The organism is Alteromonas sp. ABH4_456 (assembly GCF_056160645.1).
In genome coordinates this window covers 208,276-231,663 of record NZ_JBSWXO010000003.1, presented here as the reverse complement: position 1 = coordinate 231,663, position 23,388 = coordinate 208,276, and the positions used below count along the sequence as shown (strand labels likewise).

18 protein-coding genes are annotated in these 23,388 nt (G+C 50.5%); 10 read left to right on the top strand and 8 right to left on the bottom strand.

The genetic code is table 11. From position 1 onward, the window contains the following. Window positions 1-7 precede the first annotated feature (7 nt). The 4 genes from ACXAG2_RS06350 to ACXAG2_RS06335 all read left to right on the top strand — a co-directional run bounded on the left by ACXAG2_RS06350 (window position 8) and on the right by ACXAG2_RS06335 (window position 4,350). Window positions 8-775, top strand: a complete 768-nt coding sequence (locus ACXAG2_RS06350) for a class II aldolase/adducin family protein (RefSeq protein WP_474865253.1) — start codon at window positions 8-10, stop codon at window positions 773-775. Window positions 776-950: 175 nt separating this feature from the next. Beyond that, window positions 951-2,135, top strand: a complete 1,185-nt coding sequence (locus ACXAG2_RS06345) for a mandelate racemase/muconate lactonizing enzyme family protein (protein WP_474852324.1) — start codon at window positions 951-953, stop codon at window positions 2,133-2,135. A gap of 197 nt (window positions 2,136-2,332) precedes the next feature. Then, window positions 2,333-2,989 (top strand): potassium channel family protein, encoded by a 657-nt coding sequence (locus ACXAG2_RS06340; RefSeq protein ID WP_303573770.1) that lies wholly within the window; start codon window positions 2,333-2,335, stop codon window positions 2,987-2,989. After that, window positions 2,986-4,350 carry a TrkH family potassium uptake protein gene (locus ACXAG2_RS06335; protein WP_474852322.1) on the top strand — a complete coding sequence of 455 codons (1,365 nt, stop codon included), beginning with the start codon at window positions 2,986-2,988 and terminating at the stop codon, window positions 4,348-4,350. The genes ACXAG2_RS06340 and ACXAG2_RS06335 overlap by 4 nt, the downstream gene beginning before the upstream one ends. Window positions 4,351-4,407: 57 nt before the next feature. Here ACXAG2_RS06335 and ACXAG2_RS06330 read toward each other — a convergent pair whose 3' ends face one another. The 3 genes from ACXAG2_RS06330 to ACXAG2_RS06320 all read right to left on the bottom strand — a co-directional run bounded on the left by ACXAG2_RS06330 (window position 4,408) and on the right by ACXAG2_RS06320 (window position 7,987). Continuing rightward, entirely contained in the window at window positions 4,408-5,247 is an 840-nt protein-coding gene (locus ACXAG2_RS06330; protein WP_474865251.1) for an amidohydrolase family protein, read from the bottom strand. A gap of 2 nt (window positions 5,248-5,249) precedes the next feature. Then, window positions 5,250-5,999 carry an SDR family NAD(P)-dependent oxidoreductase gene (locus tag ACXAG2_RS06325; protein ID WP_474845062.1) on the bottom strand — a complete coding sequence of 250 codons (750 nt, stop codon included), beginning with the start codon at window positions 5,997-5,999 and terminating at the stop codon, window positions 5,250-5,252. Window positions 6,000-6,118: 119 nt separating this feature from the next. Beyond that, complete coding sequence (locus ACXAG2_RS06320) at window positions 6,119-7,987, bottom strand: acyltransferase family protein (RefSeq protein ID WP_474865249.1); 1,869 nt, start codon at window positions 7,985-7,987, stop codon at window positions 6,119-6,121. A 273-nt stretch (window positions 7,988-8,260) separates the two neighbouring features. Here ACXAG2_RS06320 and ACXAG2_RS06315 point away from each other — a divergent pair, with 273 nt between their 5' ends. Further along, window positions 8,261-10,021 (top strand): acyl-CoA dehydrogenase family protein, encoded by a 1,761-nt coding sequence (locus tag ACXAG2_RS06315; RefSeq protein ID WP_474865247.1) that lies wholly within the window; start codon window positions 8,261-8,263, stop codon window positions 10,019-10,021. 87 nt (window positions 10,022-10,108) lie between these two features. Here the strand turns inward: ACXAG2_RS06315 and ACXAG2_RS06310 are convergent, their stop codons facing one another. The 3 genes from ACXAG2_RS06310 to ACXAG2_RS06300 form a co-directional block, all read right to left on the bottom strand. Further along, window positions 10,109-14,584: an ExeM/NucH family extracellular endonuclease gene (locus ACXAG2_RS06310; protein WP_474865245.1), complete on the bottom strand. Its 4,476-nt coding sequence runs from the start codon at window positions 14,582-14,584 to the stop codon at window positions 10,109-10,111. Between the two features lie 231 nt (window positions 14,585-14,815). Next, window positions 14,816-15,346: a DUF3016 domain-containing protein gene (locus ACXAG2_RS06305; RefSeq protein ID WP_474845070.1), complete on the bottom strand. Its 531-nt coding sequence runs from the start codon at window positions 15,344-15,346 to the stop codon at window positions 14,816-14,818. A gap of 220 nt (window positions 15,347-15,566) precedes the next feature. After that, window positions 15,567-15,932: a hypothetical protein gene (locus tag ACXAG2_RS06300; protein WP_474865243.1), complete on the bottom strand. Its 366-nt coding sequence runs from the start codon at window positions 15,930-15,932 to the stop codon at window positions 15,567-15,569. Window positions 15,933-16,197: 265 nt separating this feature from the next. On the opposite strand from ACXAG2_RS06300, the gene ccoG reads away from it, so the two are divergent. The 5 genes from ccoG (at window position 16,198) to ACXAG2_RS06275 (ending at window position 21,554) form a co-directional block, all read left to right on the top strand. Further along, window positions 16,198-17,631 carry a cytochrome c oxidase accessory protein CcoG gene (gene ccoG, locus ACXAG2_RS06295; protein ID WP_119500071.1) on the top strand — a complete coding sequence of 478 codons (1,434 nt, stop codon included), beginning with the start codon at window positions 16,198-16,200 and terminating at the stop codon, window positions 17,629-17,631. After that, window positions 17,603-18,610 (top strand): serine/threonine protein kinase, encoded by a 1,008-nt coding sequence (locus ACXAG2_RS06290; RefSeq protein ID WP_474865242.1) that lies wholly within the window; start codon window positions 17,603-17,605, stop codon window positions 18,608-18,610. The genes ccoG and ACXAG2_RS06290 overlap by 29 nt, the downstream gene beginning before the upstream one ends. A gap of 94 nt (window positions 18,611-18,704) precedes the next feature. After that, entirely contained in the window at window positions 18,705-19,328 is a 624-nt protein-coding gene (locus tag ACXAG2_RS06285; RefSeq protein ID WP_119500069.1) for a thiol:disulfide interchange protein DsbA/DsbL, read from the top strand. A 67-nt stretch (window positions 19,329-19,395) separates the two neighbouring features. Then, window positions 19,396-19,998, top strand: coding sequence for an HD domain-containing protein (locus tag ACXAG2_RS06280; protein ID WP_474865240.1), 603 nt, complete (start codon window positions 19,396-19,398; stop codon window positions 19,996-19,998). Window positions 19,999-20,165: 167 nt separating this feature from the next. Further along, the gene (locus tag ACXAG2_RS06275) at window positions 20,166-21,554 is read left to right on the top strand and encodes a sensor domain-containing diguanylate cyclase (RefSeq protein WP_474865238.1); all 1,389 of its coding nucleotides are present in this window, start codon (window positions 20,166-20,168) and stop codon (window positions 21,552-21,554) included. 53 nt (window positions 21,555-21,607) lie between these two features. Here the strand turns inward: ACXAG2_RS06275 and mobA are convergent, their stop codons facing one another. Beyond that, complete coding sequence (gene mobA / locus ACXAG2_RS06270) at window positions 21,608-22,195, bottom strand: molybdenum cofactor guanylyltransferase (protein ID WP_474865236.1); 588 nt, start codon at window positions 22,193-22,195, stop codon at window positions 21,608-21,610. Then, window positions 22,168-23,370: an alginate export family protein gene (locus tag ACXAG2_RS06265; protein WP_474865234.1), complete on the bottom strand. Its 1,203-nt coding sequence runs from the start codon at window positions 23,368-23,370 to the stop codon at window positions 22,168-22,170. The genes mobA and ACXAG2_RS06265 overlap by 28 nt, the downstream gene beginning before the upstream one ends. Window positions 23,371-23,388 lie beyond the last annotated feature (18 nt).

Genomic DNA, 23,388 nt, shown 5'->3' with positions numbered 1-23,388 from the left:
GATACCCGTGTTTGAGCTTGAACATTTCAGTTTGAAAGACAAGGTGTCGCCGGAAGAATGGCAAACCCGCGTCGATCTCGCCGCCTGCTACAGGCTGGTAGATAACATGCGCTGGGGCGATCTTATCTATACTCACATTTCCGCTAAAGTACCGGGTACACAGCATTATCTGGTTAACCCTTTTGGTCTGGCATTTGATGAAGTGCGCGCGTCGAATCTGGTGAAAGTTGATCTCGACGGCAATATTCTCGATGGCTCCCCCTACCAGATTAATCCGGCCGGTTTCACCATTCACAGCGCCATTCACGAAGTCCGTGAAGATGCGAAATGTGTTATTCACCTGCACACAAAAGCCACTATTGCCGTGGCGTCAGTTAAAGGTGGTTTGAAACCCTGGAGCCAGTATTCTCTGTTTTCCCTGCCCTCGCTGAGCTATCACAGCTACGAAGGTCTGGCGGTTGATGATAATGAAAGAAAGCAGTTACAGGATGATTTGGGCGATACCAACCATATGTTATTGCCAAATCACGGCGGCTTGACGTTAGGCCCTACGGTAGGCGACGCATTTATGCGCTTTTATGATCTGGAACGCGCCTGTGATATACAAATGTCACTGATGCAATCCGGTCAGGAAGTGATTGAAATACCAGAGCCCATTGTAAAGGGCATTTTTGATCAGGCAAAAATTGTACACTCAGGCGAAACCGGCGGCCAGAAAGCCTGGCCAGCGATGCTGAGAAAAGCCTGGAAACTCGACCCGACATTCTGCGAATAAGCGAAATGCTATCGCGGTGGCGCTGCGGGATAAGGGTTTTGTCATTCATAACCGTCTGCCGCAGGGAAGCGGCAGTCGGGGCCCCGTGGATGGGTTTACGCCGTGTTATGAATGACAATCCCGTTCCCGCAACAGCGTGACGCGGTAGTCTGAGCAACTACATTCAGGACAAAAGATGAAAATTACCAAAGTTGAAATATTTGATATTGAGTGCCCGGAACGTCCGCCTTGGAATCCGGTTTTTGTGCGTATTTACACCGATGAAGGTATTACCGGTGTTGGTGAAGCAGGCCTGGCTTACGACTGGGGACATTCTGCTGCTGCGCACATGATCAAAGAAATCGCAGAAGCTATGCTGATTGGCTGGAACCCTTTCAACACTGAAGGTCTGTGGTCGAAAATGCTCCGTGAGAGCTTCTGGGGCTTAGGTGGCGGTCCTGTCATTTACGCCGCCATGAGTGCGGTAGATACAGCCCTTTGGGATATCAAAGGTAAAGCACTTGGCTTGCCGGTTTATCAGCTGCTTGGCGGTAAGACTAACGGCAAGCTGCGTTCTTACGCCAGTCAGCTACAGTTCGACTGGGACACCACTATTACCAAACTGATCCAGCCTGAAGAATATGGCCGTGCCGCAGAAAAGGCGATGGCTGAAGGTTACACCGCGGTGAAAGTTGATCCAATCGTTTATGACATTAACGGCGATACCCATTATGACCGCACGAAAATCATTTCCAGAGGTGAAATGAAACTGTTCCGTGCACGTCTGCAGGCAATCCGTGATGCCATGGGTGACGAAAGCGATATTATTTTTGAATGCCACAGCTTACCGGGTGCGACTACGGCTATTCAACTGGGCGAACTGGTAGAAGAATTTGGCTGTATGTATTACGAAGAGCCGGTTAACTACCTGAACTCAAAACTGCATGACAAAGTTGCCCGCAACGTGAAAGCGCCGATTGCCGGCGGTGAACGTTTATATAACCGCTGGGGCATCCGTCCGTATCTGGAAGATCAGTCTCTGGACGTTTTACAGCCTGATATTGGTCTGTGCGGCGGCTTTACCGAAGCGAAAAAAGTGTGTGACTACGCAGACATTTACGATGTTCGCATTCAGGCTCACGTCTGCGGTGGTCCGGTGGCAACGGCAGCCAGCCTGCATCTGGAAACCGCCATTCCTAACTTCCTGATCCACGAGCATCACACCTACGCGACAAAATCCTGGAACCGTGAATTATGTATTCAGGATCCTCAACCGGTTAACGGATTTATCGAAGCGCCGGACACACCGGGAATTGGTATCGAGCTGAATGATGAAGTGGTTTACCGCTCACCCAACATGTCAGTGACTGAACTGAAATAAGTCTCAACGACGCATTTAAAATCTACGGAGCCGTTCATCCGTTGAACGGCTTTTTTCTGTCCGCAGGAAAACGACGGCTTACATAGCTGAAACCACTAACTATCACGTTCAGTAACCGCTCCTTTTTCCAGTCTCTCACGTATCATACGCCAGTTGCCGCAATCCTTGCGACGCCGTTTCCGTTTTCTGGAGCACTTATGGCGCATTTTACTGTCATCGGCCTTGGCCGGTTTGGCATTACCACCAGTTTAGAGCTGATCCATCTGGGTCACACTGTTACCGGTATCGACAGCGATGAAAAGCTGGCTGAACAATATTCTACCGAACTGACCCAAACCCTTATCTGTGACGCAACCGACGAAAGAGCCATGGCAGAACTGAGTCTTCACGACAGTGATGCCGTGCTTGTCGCCATCGGTGAAGATATGCAGGCCAGCTTGCTGTGTGTGCTGAACCTGAAAAATGAAGGTGTGCAGAATATCTGGGTGAAGGCTAACAGCAAGGCGCATCACACCATTCTTTCAAAACTGGATGTGAGCCGCATCATTCACCCTGAAGAAGAGATGGGCGTTCGCGTGGCTCAGGCATTGAATTACCCTATGGTCAGTGACTATCTGAGTTTGGGCCACGGCCATTACATTGTAGAAGTGGTGGTACCGCAGACTAAGTCCCCCATGACCCTGGATACAGTCATTAACGGCTACAAAGATGATATTCACTGCCTGATGGTTAAACGTAAGCATCAGATACACTGTACGCCTGACATGGCGTTTCAACTGAAACCAGAAGATCAGCTGGTGCTGAGTGGTCCCAGGGAAGTGCTGGTAAAAATTGCGCCGAGACTTAAACATTGAAACGCTGGTTACCGGCGAACCGCCCGCTGGAACGAAAGCCGAAAGGCGCGCGAAAAATTCAGGCGGCTCCGCCTCTTATCCTGTCGTTTAGCTTTCTGAGCTTTATCGTTCTTGGCACCCTGCTGCTTAAATTGCCCTTTGCCACCACAGCACCAATCACCTGGACGCAAAGCCTGTTCACCGCCACCTCAGCGGTGACAGTAACGGGGCTCGCCGTTGTGGATACCGGAACCGGCTTCACCCTTTTCGGACAAACCGTTATTGCCGGCCTCATTCAATTTGGCGGTCTCGGTTTAATGACCTTTGCGGTTGTAACACTGGTTGCGGTAGGCAGTAAGATAAGTTTTCTGCAACAAAGCGCGGTGAAAGAAGCGTTTAATGAAACCGACACGTCGTCACTGGTCAGTACCGCCAAAGCCGTTATTCTTTTTGCACTGGTAACAGAAGCCGCAGGCATGCTGATCCTGACCTGCTACTGGCAGGCGGAATCAGGCTGGTCAACGGCCGCATACGAAGCCTTCTTCTATACCATATCCGCGTTCAATAACGCCGGCTTTGCATTGCAGCCGGACAGCCTGTCCCGGTATGTCAGCGATCCTGTGGTTAATATTACGATTACCGCGTTGTTCATCACTGGCGGACTGGGCTTTTCTGTATGGATAGATCTGGTTAAAAAACGAAGCTGGCAAACACTGACGCCTTACAGTAAAACCATGATAGCCGGTACGGTCATCATCAACGTAGTCGCGTTATTGCTTATTTATGTCATTGAATACGATAACCCGGACACACTGGGCAAGCTGGACGCGGCGGGTAAATGGTGGGCCTCCTGGTTTCAGGCAGTCACACCAAGAACCGCGGGTTTTAACACCCTGGACATCGCTGCGTTGGAAGACGGCTCTGTCACCCTTATGTTGCTGCTGATGTTTATCGGCGGCGGGTCAATGAGTACCGCCAGCGGTATCAAAGTCGTAACCTTCGTGGTACTTCTGACTGCCACTTACAATTTTCTGCGCCGCGACCACGCGCCAACGCTTTTTCAGCGTACCATCCGGACAGAAACCGTGTCTAAGGCCCTGGCTCTCACGGTGATTTCAGGCGGGGTGACCTGGGTGGCGATTTTTCTGCTGACCATCACAGAGGATGCCCCTTTTCTGGATATCGTCTTTGAAGCCGTATCCGCGATGGGCACGGTGGGCCTGTCGAGAGGACTGACAGGAAGCTTATCCGCTGCCGGTGAAGGCATTATTATTGTGCTGATGTTCCTTGGCCGGCTGGGGCCGCTTACCCTCGCCTATTTGCTGGCAAGTCCGAGACAACGTCATGTTCGCTACCCTGACAGCCGAATTTCTATCGGATAAAAGTCTCAGACCTTATCTTTAAGCTTGCCGGTGTGGATTACCTGAATAGCCGGCAGGCTAACCAAAATACCAGTACAGACTATTTTCACTCAGCCATTTTTCTGCACACACGGCGGGTACTGCCTGCGTTATTGTGCGCCAGAAAGCACCGTAATCACTGTGCCAGGTACACAAGGGAAAGTTACTGCCTGTCATTACCCGGCTTTCGCCAAAATACTGATGCACGGTGTTCACCACCGGCGCAATATCATCAGCACGCCATTGACGGTTATGCATTTCCCAACCGGACAGTTTTACGGCAATATTATCAGCCCTGCTTAAGGCTTTCAGGTTGTCCTGCCACACCTTAATGTTTTTATCTGCCAACGGAAATCCGGCATGATTCAGAATGAACGGCATAGCAGGAAAATTCGCAGCCACGGCAGACAGCGCCTGAACACCGGCAGTGTCATACAAGGATAACTGGGCATCAAAACTCAATCCCGCCTCTGCCAGCAATGCCAGGCTCGCTTTGGCTTCAGAATCGTTCAGAACAGACGCGGCTTCGTCGTCCAGAATATGCCTGACACCGGTAATACAAGGGCGTTTGAGCAATTCTGAAATCACATGCTGATTATTACCTGCCAGCAAGTCAAAACCGGCAACTGCGCGAAAAGGCATATGGCAATGCTGCGCCAGGTAATCAGCCTCACGCCAGGGCTTTGCATTGTCGAATCCGGCTTCAATATGCACAAACCCGCTAAGCTGCTCCGGGGCTGACACAACTAAATCAGACTCAGAGAAATTTTTCGCAATAACCGGTTTATCCGGCCAGAATGGCGGGTTGTCAGGAGACAACCAGCGGTATTCACCGGCCTGTAAATCAAATAAGTGCAGATGGGCGTCGATGATTTTCATGGTTACTGTGTAGTATAGCCGCCGTCAATACTTTGCAGACTGCCGGTGATAAAAGCCGCATCATCACTGGCAAGGAAGAATGTTAGCGCAGCCACTTCTTCCGGTTGCCCCAGCCGTCCGAGGGGTTGTGCAGCAGCCTCTTCTGCGTGCACTTCTGCTTTATCCGCACCGCTGGCGGCCACATATTTATCGATGGCGTTATGGTACAAAGGCGTTTCGATTGTGCCCGGGCAAACCGCGTTTGCACGAATATTATAAGGCGCGTAATCCAGCGCGGTGGTTTTAGCCATGGATGCCAGCGCCGCTTTACTCAGGTTATAAGCAAAAGAATTACGCTTACCGATGATCGCCTGGTCTGACGCCATGATGATGATTGCGCCTTTGTTCGCCTGTTTCATTACCGGCAACACCGCGCGTACTGCATGATAGGCTCCTTTCACGTTTAAAGAGAACACCTTATCGAAGTCTTCCGGCGTAGTGTCTTCGATGGTGGCAGAGAAATGCATACCCGCATTGCTTACCAGGCAATCGATACGTCCGAAACGCGCTGCAATGTCACTGATACAGTCGCTGACCGCTGCAGCACTGGTGACATCACACTGCATCCATTGCGCGTGCTCAGGAGGGTTATCGAAATCACGAATATCTAAATTGATAACCTGATATCCCCCGGACGCAAACTTTTCGCAGACGGCCAGACCGATACCTAAACTGCCGCCGGTGACCACGCAAACAGGTGATGATTGTTGCATTACTTTTCCTATTTCAGCTTTCGCCTTCACAATGGCTAACAGGATGCCTGCAGTTGAAGGAAAAGTAAAAATGAACCGTGCCGGCAGCGTTCAGTTTCATAACTGACAATCTCAGGCGGTCAGGGCTTCTCCGTCGCCAGGCTGACATCAGCAGACGCCATCACCTGCATCAATTCCTGCCAGACTTTTCCTGCCCCGTGCACCGCAAGATGAGAGCGGTCTGAGTGAACCGGTTCCCCGTCATCAATGATGGTACAGGTTTCGCCTTCACAAAGGGCGGCATCAGGATCCACGTACCACACATTACTGTGCGCTTCAGCAAATTGCTTCAGGCGGCTATTAACGGAGTAGTCCTGCTTCGGCTGAGTACTGCTGCATACAGGAAAAAAGCCGGCAGCGGGAAGAGACTGCCTGGCCAGACATTCGTAAGCATTTACCCACGCCTTTTGTGGCACACCAACCAGAAAATACTTTCTGTCACCCAACCTTGAGATAAAGGTTTCCATTTCAGCGATGACTTTGTCGTTATATTCTTCTTCGGTAAGCTCCAGCTTATTACTGGCGTCTTTTTTCATAATTTTTTCCTGATAGCTGTCCCATGACTGGGCCAGAACCAGCGGCTTGTCGTTACCTTCTATCCGTTGTTTCACTTCCTCAAACTGATCTGAGCAAGCTTCAAGTTCACCGCCTTCTTCATATTTGGCCAGTGTGGGAAAGAAGGGACAGCCATGATAAAACCGTCCGAGCACCGGGATCCCGCTGTCACTCAGCGTACGGCCATATTGAAGAGAATAGCTGTCACCGATGAGAATAAACTTGTAGTCATTGTCCTTCGCATGAAAATAAATCCATTCATCGGCACTGTAGCCCGCCCCGCCATAATAGGTTTCATGGTAAGACAGAGCATCGTGACGGAATTTCTCCGGCACGCGTTCCGGCGCTCCCTGTTGCTGGTAAACCCATAAACTTCCCGCAAGGGTCAGGATGAACATCAACCAGTAACGCCGGGGCCGGTGGTGCTGCTCTATCAGCCGGTAGGATAACCAGCCTGCCAGAGTAGTCAGGGCAACAAAAAGCCAGAAAGACAGTTCAAGGTGGTAAATATTGTTCGCCACCACAATGATCCAGTGCCAGAGATAGATGGAGTAAGACCACAATCCCAGTTTCTGACTGACGACATTGGTGGTGATGACGCTCTTTTCGTCCCGCGCCTGAATAACCATAAACGTGCCGGCAACCGGAAAGAATGCGAGATAGCCGGGCCAGAGGTTATCTTCGCTGATAACAAAATAGGTTATTGCGATGAGCGCCAGTCCCGCCAGTGCAAGGTAACCCCGTGTTTTGTCTGAAACATTTAACGGATAGAAGAATGCCACTCCGCCGGCCAGCATTTCCCAGGCCCGTGCAGAAATTAAAAAATAGCTTGCTGAAGGATAAGCAAAAGACAGCCACACGTTAGCTAAGAAGGCCAGCAGGGTGAGAGCCAGCACAACATGCCGGAGAGATTTACTGCCGCACAGCTTACGCAACCCGATGAGTATCAGTGGATAAAGGAGATAAAACTGCCACTCCACAGACAGTGACCAGGTGTGCAGCAACCATTTTTGCGTCGATGCCGCATCAAAATAACCGGCCTCCTGCCAGTACACAATATTTGAAACAAAAGTCAGGCTGGACGCAATATGCTTACTCAGCGCTGCATAATCAACCGGCGTGACAGCAAACCAGCCGCACACCAGTAATATAAGACAAGCCGCTGTCAGAGCAGGAACGATACGTTTAGCTCTGGCGCAATAGAACCGCCAGGTACCGAAGGTGTTTTTATCCAGCCCCCTGCTGATAATGGAAGTCATCAGGAAACCGGATATCACAAAGAACACATCGACGCCGGCGAAACCGCCGGGCAGGTATTCCGGTTGATAATGAAAAAGCACCACGGCAATCACTGCCAGCGCGCGGAGTCCGTTTATATCTTTACGAAATTGCAATTCATTCCCTGTAAATCACATACCTGAACTCAGAGCGTCTGACCAGGCACTTTTTGTCATCACATAACTACGCTTAAAGGGATAATCAGGATTACCCCGCAACCGGTCTGCTTAATTCACGCTGGTACGGCTACCGCTGCCCTTTCTCAGCTCATAGACTATGCTTTCATTCAGATGACAAACACTAAATTTAAAACCTGCAGGCTATCTTGTCCGGTGAGTTTGTGCATATAATGTTAAAATTCAAACAAGCGTTTAACTTTGGAGTGAATCATGCCGCAATATCAGGCGCCACTGGCGGATTTTCAATTTCTGTTGCGGGACTGGCTGAACGTCAGTGACCATTATCAATCGACCGGACTGGAAGATTTCGATTTTGAGCTTGCCAGCGAAGTGCTCACTCAGGGAGCCAGATTTGCAGAAGACGTGGTGGCACCGCTAAACCGCAGCGGTGACGAAGCCGGCTGTACGTTTGCAAATGGTGCAGTAACCACGCCGCAAGGGTTTGCTGCGGCCTATGAAGAGTATGTTGCCAATGGCTGGAACGCCATGCTTGGTCCGGTGGACTACGAAGGTCAGGGATTACCCTACACCATGGCGGTGCCGGTGCATGAAATGCTGAACTCAGCCAACCTGAGCTGGCGCCTGACGACTATGCTGACAGAAAGCGCCGTTCTGGCTGTCAGCCGCCATGCAAGTGAGGATTTAAAAGCCACTTATCTGGCAAAGCTGGTGTCCGGAGAGTGGACCGGAACCATGAACCTGACAGAGCCACAGGCCGGTACCGATCTGGCTTTGCTGAACACTAAAGCTGAGCCGCAGGACGACGGCAGTTATCGCATTACCGGCAGCAAAATATTCATCACCGGCGGCGACCACGACTGGACGTCGAATATTATCCATATGGTGCTGGCACGTTTACCTGATGCGCCGAAAGGTGTGAAGGGGATCAGCCTGTTTCTGGTGCCGAAGTTTATGCCGGACAGTCAGGGAGAACCGGGTGAAGCTAACTCGCTGTCTGTGGGCAGTATTGAACACAAGATGGGGATCAAAGCCAGCCCCACCTGTGTAATGAATTTCGATGGTGCGACAGGCTGGCTGGTTGGCGGTGAAAACCAGGGCCTGGCCTGTATGTTTACCATGATGAATGATGCCCGTTTTCAGGTAGGTCTGCAGGGGCTTGGTGCTGCAGAAGCCTCTTTCCAGGGCGCGCTTACATATGCCAGAGAGAGACTGCAAAGCCGCGCGCCACAGGGCGTACAGCAACCGGACGCGAAAGCCGATCCTATTGTATTTCAGCCTGATGTGGCCCGTATGCTGCTCACCCAGAAAACGTTAACAGAAGGCTGCCGCGCTTTATCACTGTTGTATGCAAAGTATATGGATGCGGAGCACTACGGGACAGAGGACGAGAAACTGCACGCCGGTCAGGTTCTGCAATTTCTGACCCCGGTCTGCAAAGCATTCTTCACTGATATGGGGCTGGAAACCACCAGCCTGGGGATCCAGATATTCGGCGGACACGGCTACATCCGGGAATGGGGCATGGAGCAACTGATGCGGGATGTGCGTATAGCCCAGTTATATGAAGGTACCAATGGCATACAGGCGCTGGATTTAATTGGCCGAAAACTGACCCGCGATGGCGGCAACATGCTGAAAGCGACTTGCGATGTGTTTGCCGGACTTGTTGACGCTATGACAGATTCAGACGCCAGACAGAATGCGCAGACTCTCCTGAGCAGCTGGATGGATGCATCCACTGCCTGCCTGGACAAAGATCCGGTATTTGTAGCGGCTGCGGCCTGTGATTATCTGGCATACACAGCGTATTCATTAACTGGTCTTTGCTGGTACAGCATGGCAGATAAAGCCGCGCAGGGAGACAATCCCACCTTTGCCGCAGCGAAACAAAAGTGTGCAGATTTTTACGTTGCACGTATCTTGCCACGGCGGGACGCGCATTTGTCAGCCATGTTAAGCGGCGCTGAGAATGTACTTGCCGTCAGTGGCAGTGAGTTTGACTACCGCTGATTATCACTGGCAACGATAGCAACAGATAAAAAAGAAGGGCGCCTGCAATGCAAGGCGCCCTTCTCATTTATATCAAATCAGCAGTATTTATCTGCTGCGTAACAGCGCCCCAAGATTGCGGCGGGAACCGTTGTTCTGCGCGTCTTCCGTCGCACAGCGGCTGCGTGTACATAACGAACGCATTACTGCGATGTCACGGGTATTCACTTTGCCGTCATTATTTAAATCGAAAGCCATGTCGATAGCCTGACGGGCGATGATAGCAAACATGAAACTGCGGATATCATTGTTATCCACGTCTTCGTCGCCGTCCCAGTCACCTGTCACTGCCTGCACATCTGCGTCCAGCTGATAGGTACCGATAACCGGATCATGGTCAGACGCACGGAAGGGCAGCTCGTTCAGGAATGAAGCCGGCTTATATTCTTCGTTATAATCGAAGAACTCCGGTTCATCACTGTTGATGTGCCATTCAGTAACATCCACCAGCATATCGCGGGCAGCGGCGTTGTTGAACATGTAATCCAGCGTACCCACAAGGCCGTCATAGGTATAGCTGTAAGACGCACTGCCTTTCAATTCAGACACGGTGTCGGTAAAACCGGCTTCTGCCAGTACCTGCACAGGATCTTCCTGAGCATAAGCGTTGTAGTCTCCCAGCAGGATCATCGGCGTGTCCTGATAAGTGCTTTGCAACCATTGTGCAATGGCCATGGCGGCACGGGTACGCTTACGGTTACAGAAACCCTGTTCGGTATTACCGTCTTCCTGACAGCTGCTGCTTGAACCTTTCGATTTCAGATGGTTAACATCAACCACAAAGGTTTTACCGCTTTCAGTGTGTGTAAACAGTTGTGACAGCGACGGTCGGTTACCGTAGTCTGCAAACAACACGCCTTCCTCATCAGAAGGACTGTTCGCTTCCATCAGAATCTGCGGTGCACCTGAAGGTGTAACCACGGCAGGACGATACAGAATACCTGATGTAATCGCATCGGTGCCTAACTGTTCAACACCGGCATCTACATAGGCGTAAGTGCCTTCACCGAATTCCGCATTCAGCGCATCAACCAGATGAGCCACTGTACTGTCAGCACCGAAACCGTCATTTTCCAGTTCCAGCAGACCCAGTACGTCAGCATCAATGGCTACCAGCGCGTTGACAATTTTCGCCAGCTGGCGCTGATATTCTGCATAGGAATCTGCACCGCGCTCTGTTGGGAAACCACCTTCATTACCGTCACCGTTGAACAGGTTCAGTACGTTGAAGCTGGCAATTTTCAGGTTACCTTCAGATACCACTGGCGCATCTTCACGGTAGTTATCAGCCAGTAAAGACGGCACCTCAACCGGACGGATTCGGTATGCAGAATAGCCATAGTCCATCACGCCGGTTACACCGGTGATCAGGTCGCCGGAACGGATAGTGTTGTAAGGTGTGAAACCACCTGCAGGCAGCATCCACTCTGACGCATAACCGTCTGCATTGTCGTCAATGATCAGCTTGTTCAGCCCGTTGGCTGTCGCCAGGTCTGCCGCTTCCTGAGAACCCGGTGCATACAGTTGTGTAGGGTTGAACAGACGCTCTGTAGACACCCAGATTTCACCGAAGTCAGAATACGGATAGATATTGCTGATCACCCAGTTTTCGTTACTGGTTACCAGCATACCTTCATATTTTTCAAATCCGGAAGCATCTGTCACAGGCAGAGTAATCGCCACTGCAGATACAGAGCCGGAACCACAGGACAGGGCTTCTGAAGAGGCAGTGATCATTGTGCGGCCGTAGTCTTCACCAACCGTACCCGCTAAACGGACAATCTCACCTTCAGTGACAGAGCCGGCCAGAGAAGAGCTGGCAATGAACACACCTTCAGAGGTTGTCTCGTCGCCGTCACTGTCGCTGCTTTCTTCCTGAATCCAGAAACCGTCCAGAGCCGGTGTCACATGGGTCACAATGGCTTCAACAATCACGCTCTGACCTGAAAGTGGTGAGCTGTCACCGCTTCCCTGTACAGCACTGATGTATGTCGCTTCGTCACCGCAAATACCTAATGATGCGTTGCCGCCATCATCATTGCCGGTGCCGTAGAAACCGAGGTAATCGAAGGTATCCTGAGCGTACGCATCCCATTCAACACTGGGGTCGAACGCATCATAGGCATCACTGTCGCCTTCCGTAACAGAAGACTTGCGCACCAGCGTGCGGTTTTGTGTACGCACGTCACCACCAGACCAGTATGAACCGGGGTCTTCTCCGATAACACCAATACTGTCAATGATCACGCCATTGTTACGCAGCACAACAGCATCATCACCGTTGAACTGAACGCTGCCGCTGGTCATGTCTGCCACATTCAGGATTGGATCTTCCGAAGAAGTATGCGCCAGCACAAATACATCACCCGCAGCCAGTGTGCCGGTTAAAGTGAATGTCTGACCGGCAGAGGCCGACCCGTTAAAGTAAATCTGCACATCGTATGTACTCAGGTCGATGTCAGACAATGTCAGGTTAGCAATCTCAACCGCTTTATTATTAGAACCGCCTTCAATGTATTCAGAAAAGAAAAGCTCTGTGGCCGGAGCTACGTAAGAACCCAGCGGGAAAGGCATTGCCGCAGTGGCATTGCTGGTTTCACCGTCAAACACATTGGTACCGGCAACCTGCCAGTCTGCAATGTTAAACGTTGAAGAAGCACTGCCGCCGGTACGGTAAGCCCAGCTGTCCAGATAATCCCAGTCTGTGCCCGTGCCGTCAGTATCACGGTCACCGTAGTAATCTACCAGCGCGCCGTCACAAAAGACTTCAATGGCATCGTCACCGTTGATAGACATAGCACCACTGGTGTAATCCGGTGCAAAACCGAAGAAGTCTGCGAACCCTGTGGCCTCGCTGGCAACATAAATGAATTGGCCGGCCACAGCAGATACCGCAGGGAAAGTGAATTCCTGACCGTCAGAACCGCCACCATTATTCGCGCCGCCGACACCACACACACTGAGATCATCAATGTTCTGCGTTACCAGTAATTCGATACCTTTAGGTGTACCGCCGGATAACGGGCCGTCAAATACACCGGTAAGCATCAGTGCACCGCTGCCGGAAGGTTGTGGTTCCGGATCGGGCTCCGGTTCAGGATCGGGCGCGGTTACATCACCACAGCTGTCTGCATCGTAAAATAAGTCGATCCATTCAGGATGGTCGACAAACGGATTACGGTTGCCCTGATATTCATAGATGGCACTGTGGCGACGGGTTTCGTCTGCATCTACAGGATCAGCATTGCTCCAGGCAATCAGCGTACACAGTTTGCCCAGCGCCGCTTCACCATTTGAGGTGATACGGTCAACCAGTACCAGGTCAGGCGTAACATCGCTGCCGGCGCCTTCATAGCGCATATCCATGTACATCATCATCCGCGCGATGTCGCCTTTTACCTCATCCCGTGGCTCGAAAGAGTCACTGTCGATACGGTTGGCCGGCGCTTCAGAAAGGGCGTTGTCGGAATTATCGAAATCCAGGTTGCTGCGGCTGCTGTTTACAGTAATGTCAGACGGACGCAGGTGCTGAATATCGGTATAAGCTTCATTTGACGAGCTGCTGAAACCATGACTCTTTGGCCAGCTGTGCTCACGGTTCCAGTAGTCAGGCTGGCTGGAATACTCGCCGGAGCCGTTTTCTGACTTAGGAATCGATTTGCCGGAATAAATCAGAATGATGTTATCCGGATTTGCAGGATCTTCATCGGTTTCCGTTAATGCCGTCCAGACTTCAGAATAAGTCAGCACCCGTTGACCGGAAATGGTTTCACTGAGTACCTGACGGATAACAGAGGTGTCGGAACTGGCATCGATTTCAGCCTGAACCGCCGCGTAGTATGAAGCAGCATCAAATTCGCCGGCATCTGCAACTTTGTCCAGATCAGGACAGTTTGTGCAAACACCGCTTAAGTCTTCGTCACCGCCGCCGGTGCCACTGCCATCATCGCCGCCGTCATCACCACTGCCGGTGTAAGCGTGGCTGCCCAGGCCTGTGAAATCATCCTGAGCCAGACCTTCCCATTCCGACGTATCATAGGCATCAAACGGGTCAGTATCGCCACCGGCAACACTGCTTAAACGTATGAGTGTGTCGTTCGCTGTGGTCACACTGCCGCTACCCCAGGAAGAACCGGGGTCAACGCCAACCTGGCCAATACTGTCCAGTACGTTACCGCTGCTGTCAGTCAGAACAATGGCGTCATCACCATTAAACATGGACTGTGAAGTCAGCACGTCAGCCAATGCCTTCAAAGTGTCTCCGGCACTTGAACTGGCAATAACTTGTGTACTTTGCGCTGCGATTGAACCTGAAAGTTCAATGTTTGCGCCCGCTGCAGTTTTTCCGTTGAAATAAATGGACAGTGTATAACCAGTCAGTGATACCGCGCTGTCTGTCGGGTTATAGATTTCTATCGCTTTATTAGAGCTACTCCCTTCAACATACTGAGAAATAAGCAGTTCATCGCCAATGGCAGATGCTGATATCCCCAATACGAGAGGAAGCAGGATTGGTGCTTTCATTATTAGTGCTCCTGCTTGTAATTAGAAACTATCCCAAAGTGCAGTTGCAGAGTATAAAGAAATTACTACAAAGAAATGACAATTTTTTGGCCAGCAGCGGTACTTTTTTGACCACATGGTCTGTACTGCCTGACAGCAAAGGGATGCAGGAATATCAGAGAAAATTGATGTACAAGGAAGGGGTTGTGCCCTGAGAATTCAGGGCAATGAAGAAAGTTGCGGGATAACAGGTTAGTTTTGTACCAGCGCGCTGGCCATCTCTTCGTTAAACCATTCTTTTATCATGGCTTTTTCGTAACCCAGGTGCGTATTTTGGGTGAAGGTACGGGGGTTATCTAAAAATCCCATATCCTTTAAATCAACATCTGCACTCTTAACGACTTTGCCCGCTTCGTTAGTGAGGGTGTAGCTGAATTTAATACGCGGAATGTCCACCCGTTTCACAATGCGAACATCGGTGCCGGTGGCGTTGCCAAAGACAAAACTGCTTGGCCACACCTGGCCGGCAAGATCCAGATTTGTCACCGTGATCGCAAGCTTGTCTTTTTCAGGCAGCTTCTCTGCCAGTTTGGCGAAGTATTCGTCCAGCGCTTTAAATGTGCGTTCGCGGAATTTCACCCGGCTTTCATTAGCAGGACGCACATCAGTGTACTTCTCCGGCTTTTCCCAGGTAATTTCTGTGGTGGCAGACCATGCCTGTACAGACAGCAATAAACTGCCGGCGGTCAGAGAAACCAGTGCAGTTCTAATCAATGTGTTCATGCTTTGCATCTCCCCGATAATTTCGGCCGCGTTGCCCGCGGGCGGCGAAAACATTCTCCGGTTATCCGGTGCCTGCTTTGAGTGGATTTACCGCGCCTCTCATGCGAAATCCCGCACGGACACAATAAGCAGACACTTTGTTAGAGCAGTGATTAAGCAGATTGTTCCGCTAAATCACCATTATTAAAGCATGAAAAGATGAATGGAAGCTGAACCGCGTTCAGTAGTCCATCGCCAGCAGGCCGGTGGTCTCTATTGAGTGGCAAAACTGCGCCAGTTGCGCACCGTGGATATAAGGATTGATGTTGTCTGTACCGCAGAATTTCTTATGGAAGATTTGCACACTGTGGCGGCTCGCCATGATGCCGTCCACGTATTCCTGCTGGAAGGGACGAAGCTGGTCCCGTTGTGCTGCACTGATTGTGTGAAGCTCAGCGAGTTCATTTCTGTCCTGCCAGGTAGCTACATAGGCATACCACTGGCCGACCACATCCTGTGCATCTTTGAACATGTACTGGACGAAGGGTAACCGAAGTACAAAGACCAGTACTACAATCTCTGAAACTACCACAAAACTACGCCACATCTGCTTTACTTTTTCCTGTTGTTTTCTGACTACCCCGGCCTGTTCCCCGCCCGGTAATAAATCATTGGTGACAATTAGCCCTGTAGATAATTTAACCGCTTAACGTCAAGTGCAACAGATTTGTTTTCATACTTATTTATGAGGTTTTATAAGCCTGAGTAGTATGCACAGAAGGGGTTTATTTGATCTATATTAAGTGTGGCGGACATACACTTGTTATACTGCCCGCAGTACACTACACACCTGTGCCAGTTAAGGTTGCCTAATGAGCGAACAAATTCAGGTAAAACAAGTATCCACGGTAAAAGTACACCAGCCCGCCGGCGGCGTAAGTCATAAGCGTCAGTCTGCACGCAGTCAGATTTATGTGCGCGCGGTGAAGGGCCCCATCGAAACGTTCCGCCGTTTGTTCGGTTTTATCTTCCTGGGTTTGTTCGCCGTGATCCCCTGGATCCGCTATGACGGCCATCAGGCCATTCTTCTCGATATCATGGAGCAGCGGTTTACCATCTTCGGTCTGACTTTATGGCCTCAGGACCTTACCCTGCTCGCGTACATATTTATCGTCGGTGCTTTCGCCCTGTTTTTTGTTACCACATTTGCAGGCCGTGTGTGGTGTGGTTTTATGTGCCCGCAAACTACCTGGGTATACATGTATATCTGGTGCGAGGAGAAAATCGAAGGTCCCCGAAATAAGCGTATCAAGCTGGATGAAAGGGCCATGGACTTCGACAAGTTCTGGCGCAAAACACTCAAGCACAGCGCGTGGATTGCCATCGCCCTGCTGACCTCACTGACGTTTGTGGGATACTTCACGCCAATCGGACAGTTATTTATCGATTTTTTCACCTTCAATGCCGGCTTCTGGTCAGTATTTTCCATTCTGTTTTTTACCTTCTGCACCTATGGTAATGCCGGATGGATGCGTGAAATCATGTGCACCCACATGTGTCCGTATGCCCGTTTCCAGTCTGCCATGTTTGATAAAGACACCTTCACCGTGTCATACAATTACAACCGTGGTGAAAAACGCGGACCCCGCCCCCGCAAACTCAGTCATGAAGATCTGGCGACAAAACAGTTGGGAGACTGCATAGACTGCAACTTGTGTGTGCAGGTGTGTCCCACCGGTATCGATATCCGTAACGGTCTGCAATACGAATGCATTAACTGCGGCGCCTGCGTGGATGCCTGCAACGGCGTTATGGAGAAAATGAATTATCCGAAGGGACTCATCAGCTTTACCTCTGAGGAAAGGCTGACCGGCGGGACCACCCATATCGTCAGACCCAAACTGATAGGCTACCTGATTGTCCTGCTGCTGATGGTCGGGTTACTGATTGCCGACATTGCCACCCGCACGCCACTGGAAGTGGATTTAATCCGCGACCGTAATTCTCTTTATCGTGAAAACGGTAAAGGCAACGTGGAAAACGTCTATACCATTAAGATTCTGAATAAATCTCAGGACACCCACACCTATACCATTCAGGTTGAAGGCCTGCCCGATTACAACATTTTGGGTGACACAACCGTGACTGTGGGTGGCGGAGAAGTCTTCAGTATGCCAATATCTCTGGAAACCTCTCCGAAGAACCTCAGCGAGGCGGTAACGGAAATATCATTCCGTGTCCGTACTCAGGACGCTGAGGGCAATGTTGTGGAAGTCAATGAACCAACAAAATTCCTCTACCGGTGAAACTCCTCAGGGTGATTTCGCCTTTTCCGGGCTCAGCCCGGATACTGTTTTAGACGCGCTGGAAACCTGTGGCATTTATCCTGAGTCCGGTTTACTGGCGCTGAACAGTTACGAAAACCGCGTATATCAGTTTAAAGCCGAAGACGGTCAGCGCCTGGTGGTCAAATTTTACCGTCCCGGTCGCTGGACAGATGAACAGATCCTCGAAGAACATGCCTTTGCTCTGGAGCTGGCCGGTGCCGATATTCCTCTGGTAGCCCCGCTTGCCATCGATGGCAAAACTATGCAGCAGGCTTGCGGATTCCGCTTTGCGGTATTTCCGTCGGTAGGCGGCAGACAGTTTGAAGTCGACAACCTTGATCAGATTGAATGGATGGGCCGGTTCATTGGCCGTATTCACCGTGTGGCTCAGGCCAAACCTTTTGTTCACCGGCCAGAGCTGAATACTCAGAGCTTTCTGGATGCACCAAGAGATGTGCTTACCCGCAGCCGCTTGCTGCCGTCACATCTGGAAACCGCTTTTTTCGCTATTCTCGATCCACTGATCAAAGAAACCCGCCAGCGCTACCATAATTCAACCCTTATCCGCTTACATGGCGATTGTCACCCCGGCAATATTTTGTGGCGTGACGGCCCCATGTTTGTCGACCTGGACGACTGCCGCAGCGGGCCGGCCATTCAGGATTTGTGGATGATGCTTTGCGGTGACAGACAGCAGCAGATGTTGCAGCTTGATGTGCTGATTGAAGCCTATGAAGAATTCCATTCATTCGATAACAGCCAGCTTACCCTGATAGAACCTCTGCGGGCGATGCGTATGGTTCACTATATGGCATGGCTGTCACAGCGCTGGGAAGATCCCGCTTTCCCCCGTGCATTCCCCTGGTTTGCCGAAGACAAATACTGGGAAGAACAAATTCTGGCACTGAAGGAACAGCTGGCAGCCCTGCATGAACCGCCGTTAAAACTGGGTTACTAGCCCTGAGATGTGAGCGACTTGTCGCGTACGCTACCCGGACGGGAATTGCTGTGGTACTCTTTTTTTGTATTTTGGTTTTACGGATTGTTAAACAATGAAAAAAATAGGTTTATTTCTGCTGGCGGCACTGATGATCCCGTTGCAGGCCTGTGCAGATGACGTTAAATGGAAAGAAGGTACGCACTATAAAGTACTGGATGAACCGGCGACAGCCAAACCGGAAGTGTATGAATTCCATTCATTCTGGTGTGGTCACTGCTACCGCTTCGAGCCGGTTGTAGCTGAAATTAAGAAAGATCTGCCTGCCGGCACTAAGTTCACAAAAATTCACGTAAACTTTATGCCGGGCGCCTCAGAAGAAGCACAGAACGATGCTACCCGTGCCATGATGATTGGCCGTGCAATGAAAGAAGAAGACAAGCTGAACGGCGCAATCTTCAAATACATTCATGAGCAACGTGCACCGGTGACAAATCTGGCTGATCTGAAAAATCTGTTCGTAGTAAACGATGTTGATCCGGCTGAGTTCGATAAGCTGGCTGCCAGCTTCGGCGTAAACAACATGGTGAAAAAGAACATCAAGTTGCAGGATCAATACCGTGCCTATGTTCGTGGTACGCCATCTTTCATCGTGAATGGCCGTTATCAGGCAACGTTCACCCAGGGCATGACCATGGATGACGTGAAAGACCTGATCGTGTGGTTGTCTACACAGTAAGCTTTTTACAAATCACTTAAAACGCGCCGAACGGCGCGTTTTTTCTTTGCTACACAGGAACCCTTTTATGACAGATATTCAGGCTCAGGCCACTTTTATCCGTGAGCTCGATAATCTCAAAGCCGTGAAACGTCAGGTCCGCCTGCCCTGCGATGGTGACCGACAGGAGAACAGCGCCGAACACAGCTGGCACGTGGCGTTAATGGCATCGGTGCTGGCACCGTACGCAGAACAAAACGTGAATATTCACCGTGTCATACAGATGATTCTTATCCACGACCTGGTTGAAATCGATGCCGGCGATATGTTCGCTTTTGCTGGAGAGGCCGATCATGCTGAGCAGGAAGAAAAAGAATTTGCCGCCGCAGAGCGCATCTTCGGATTACTTCCCAAGGGCCAGGGGGAAACCTTGCTGGCGTTGTGGCACGAGTTTGAAGCTGCAGAAACACCCGACGCTAAATTTGCCAAAGCCATGGACAGAGTATTACCGGTGTTTCAGAACATGGCAGCAGAAGGCGGAAGCTGGGTGCGTCACGGGGTAGCGAAAGAGAAAATTCTTGCCCGCAACGCCCACTTACAACAAGCCGCCCCGGGCTTATGGCGCTATGTGAACGAACAGCTTGATGTGGCCGTTGAGAAGGGATGGCTGAAAAGCGGTGACAAGGCTTAGCCTGTTTGAGCTGAGGGATGTCTGCAAATCGCTCTCACACGATGAGACAAGCACTGTACTTTTCTCTTTACCTTTTTGTCTTCAGGTAAAAGCTCCAGTTTTATTTGGAACAACAAGAGGGTCGTTTTATGATGGAAGTATAGATACTCGTATGCTGTGCTGGATCCTTGTTAAATTTCTCTGCTGTCATTAAATGTTGTCTGCTGCTTCCACTGTGGTTATTGCTCTGGAGGCTGTCTGTATTTCTGGAGTATGCACCCCACGCGAGTCTCTGGTTTCCTCCTGCAGGACTTACCTTTGCAGCTTTCTTACTCATGGGAAGCAGATCTGCAACGCTTGCTGTATGGCTTGCCTGCATGCTCTCTACATTCTGGGAAAACAGCTTATTTAATACGGCCAGGGATACCGCTGAACTGTTAGCTTCCGGCAGTATCTTCGCTACCCTGCACACGTTCCTGTATGGTGGAGGCGCGTTACTGCTTAAGCGCCAGATGGCGCTTTCAGCGTCTTTTAACTTAGTCACTCTTGTGACCAGATTTTTGCTGATTGCCGCTGTCGGCAGTCTGATTCTGGCGGCAAGCGGGTTGGCTCTGATTTATTCTTACGATGGCGTTGACAGCCTGATTGCCTGGTGGATTGGGGATATGACGGGTGTTGTAGTTATGACCCCGATATTTGCCGGTATAGTCACCCGTTTATTTCCACGTTACTCATTCATGCCGGAAATTAATTTTTATGATCGCCCGAAAGCCCTTTCGACGTTTATCTGGAAACTGGTACTGACAGGTCTGCTATTAAGCATAATTTTAGTCACGGCAGAATGGCTTAACTCAGAGGAGATAGCATGCTTCATTTTCTTTCTCGCTATTCCTGTCACCTGGATTGTATTTACTGAGACGCCATTCAGAGCCAGTATCAGCCTGGCTGCAGTAAGTGTTTTAACTGCGGCAATAGTGGCGGTTATTGGTGTAGACACTCAGGCCTATATTTACCAGTTCGGCATCAATGTCATCGCCTGTAGTGCTTACTTTACTATGTGCGTCCCTGCACTGGCAGCGGACAACCGGGCACTGTTTGAAAAAGTACATATAGATTATCTGACGCAAGCCTTAAACCGTGAACACTTCACGGCTCTGGCTGAACAGCAGCTGAAATACGCAGCCCGTTACGACAAGCCGGTCAGCCTGATTGTTTTTGATGTGGACAAGTTCAAAGTGATTAACGACACCTACGGGCACTCTGTGGGTGACAATGTACTCAGAGAGATTGCTATTTGTGTGCGTCAAAAATTACGCAAAAGCGATGTGTTCGGGCGGTTTGGCGGAGACGAATTTGTTTTACTTTTACCCCAGACAAATGTACACAGGGCCAGACAGGTTGCCGCTACGTTAAGAGAAAACATCTCACAACTTTCGTTTGCTGGTTTTGAGTTTACTGCCACTTGTAGTTTCGGTGTCGCTGAAGCAACTACAGGTGCTCCATTTGAGCAGGCATTTGATGAGGCTGACAGAGCACTTTACGATGCAAAAAAAGCCGGCCGGAATCGCATCATATAAGGTTCCGCCGCACTCACCACTTTACGTAATTTTTCATTTTCGTTCAGACAAACCTACTCACTGCCTTTTCTGTCCAGCACCCGCTGCCAGTCGTCAGGGTTATTCACATTCATCAATTCGTTTGCAAATTGTGGCAGGGCTACCGCTTCGCAGCCGAAACAATTGAGTAATCTGCGCAGGGATAATGAGGACTGATCTTTAACGCATTGTTTGAGGTTATTCATGCCCTGCTGCGAGTAGCAGATCACCAGTGGCATGATAGCATCACTGGTATATACGCTGGTCTTACGCTGGCGGCTCTCCTGCAGAATTGCCTGCAGGCACGATACCGTACAAAGGGGCATGTCTACCGGCATAACCAGTAATCTGGCACCATCCTGAATACGGGCCTGGCCGAGCATGCTGAAAAGGGCCATAGCCGGCCCTTTATCTTCGTATAAATCGGTAAAATCGCAGTCTGTTTTGCCAAGGGTGTAAACCATCTCACAAACACCTGACAATGTTTGCCGGGTAGCATCCAGCAGCGTCAAACCATTCAGTGTCAGGCGGGATTTATCCCGCCCCATTCTGGATGACTTGCCGCCGCAGAGTACTAACCCTGCGGTTTCATGACTTAAAATTTCGCGCCGATCCAAACCCATACTTTGTCAGTGTCCACTTTAATATCACCGGCAGAATACGTACCGTATTTCAGACCCAGTGTGAAATGCTCAGCTACTTTTGTGACGTATTGTACATTGATTTCACTACCGAGATCACTGACCCCTTCAGTGGCTTCATTTGCATCAAACGCGTGGTAAGCTGCCAGCCATTTACCACCTGCCAGACCGCCACTGACGGTAAAGGCCAGGTCTTCCAAACCCTGTGCCGGTGTAGCAAGGAATTGATCCGTCCAGCCGTTAAACTTATGCAGGGTCGCCAGCGGTGTAGAGAAGCCGTACATGCCGTTGTCTGAACCCAGCACTTCATAAGTCACTTTAGCCGTGATGCCGGAAACCACTGCACCACCTTCTAACATGTAATAATCGGCATCATAGCTGGCCGCGGGGGTATCGCTGGTTTGCGTGGCATATTCAGCATTATAAATCCATTTCACGGAATCCGTTGCGGTGCTGCCGGCATAGCTGATGCCGTAGGTATCGAGTCCGTTATCAACACCGTTATCCACTTCCAGTAAGTACGCATACGCCGTGAACTTACCGATATCGCTGCTGTAAGACAGGTTCAGCAGGTGATCTTTACTGTCCAGGTCTGCCGCTTCAGCGAAAATACGGTTACGTTGGGTAACATACCCGTAAAATGCAGACATATTACCTGACGTGTACTTTGCGGTTACCCCGTCGAAGGTTTGCCAGTCCTGACGCCAGCCCACGTGGCCGACAAAGCGGTGACCGTCAAGTGCAATGATCTGACGACCGCCTTTAATGGTCAGGCCTTCATTTTTATATTGTACAAATCCCTGGTGCAACTCGGTGGTTTCAGGGTCTGCGATAACGGAATATTCACCCGCCTGGTAACCGGCCGGTGGCACTGAGTAATCGCCCTGCCCTAAAGCAATACGCACATCTTCCATTTCAGCAGTGAAAGAAAAGCCTTTATAGCTGCCGGATGTAATTCCCACCATCGTACGTAACGTCAGGGCATCGGCGTCAGCCAGCGCGTTATCCTGTTGCACACCTTCATACCGCAAATTAAACGCTGCCGTGGCAGTGGTTTCTTTCATTGCGTCATACCAGTCGGCTGCAATAGCCGGGGAAAAGACACCTGTGAGCGCAACAGCAAGCAGTGTGCGCGGGTACATTGCAGTTAGTTTCATCGTGTGTTCCTCTGATTT

Bases quoted from the DNA above. Each gene is read 5' to 3' on its own strand.
- ACXAG2_RS06345 (WP_474852324.1), top strand. From the start codon at position 951: ATGAAAATTACCAAAGTTGAAATATTTGATATTGAGTGCCCGGAACGT.
- ACXAG2_RS06340 (WP_303573770.1), top strand. From the start codon at position 2,333: ATGGCGCATTTTACTGTCATCGGCCTTGGCCGGTTTGGCATTACCACC.
- ACXAG2_RS06330 (WP_474865251.1), bottom strand. From the start codon at position 5,247: ATGAAAATCATCGACGCCCATCTGCACTTATTTGATTTACAGGCCGGT.
- ACXAG2_RS06325 (WP_474845062.1), bottom strand. From the start codon at position 5,999: ATGCAACAATCATCACCTGTTTGCGTGGTCACCGGCGGCAGTTTAGGT.
- ACXAG2_RS06315 (WP_474865247.1), top strand. From the start codon at position 8,261: ATGCCGCAATATCAGGCGCCACTGGCGGATTTTCAATTTCTGTTGCGG.
- ACXAG2_RS06310 (WP_474865245.1), bottom strand. From the start codon at position 14,584: ATGAAAGCACCAATCCTGCTTCCTCTCGTATTGGGGATATCAGCATCT.
- ACXAG2_RS06305 (WP_474845070.1), bottom strand. From the start codon at position 15,346: ATGAACACATTGATTAGAACTGCACTGGTTTCTCTGACCGCCGGCAGT.
- ACXAG2_RS06300 (WP_474865243.1), bottom strand. From the start codon at position 15,932: ATGTGGCGTAGTTTTGTGGTAGTTTCAGAGATTGTAGTACTGGTCTTT.
- ccoG (WP_119500071.1), top strand. From the start codon at position 16,198: ATGAGCGAACAAATTCAGGTAAAACAAGTATCCACGGTAAAAGTACAC.
- ACXAG2_RS06290 (WP_474865242.1), top strand. From the start codon at position 17,603: ATGAACCAACAAAATTCCTCTACCGGTGAAACTCCTCAGGGTGATTTC.
- ACXAG2_RS06285 (WP_119500069.1), top strand. From the start codon at position 18,705: ATGAAAAAAATAGGTTTATTTCTGCTGGCGGCACTGATGATCCCGTTG.
- ACXAG2_RS06280 (WP_474865240.1), top strand. From the start codon at position 19,396: ATGACAGATATTCAGGCTCAGGCCACTTTTATCCGTGAGCTCGATAAT.
- mobA (WP_474865236.1), bottom strand. From the start codon at position 22,195: ATGGGTTTGGATCGGCGCGAAATTTTAAGTCATGAAACCGCAGGGTTA.
- ACXAG2_RS06265 (WP_474865234.1), bottom strand. From the start codon at position 23,370: ATGAAACTAACTGCAATGTACCCGCGCACACTGCTTGCTGTTGCGCTC.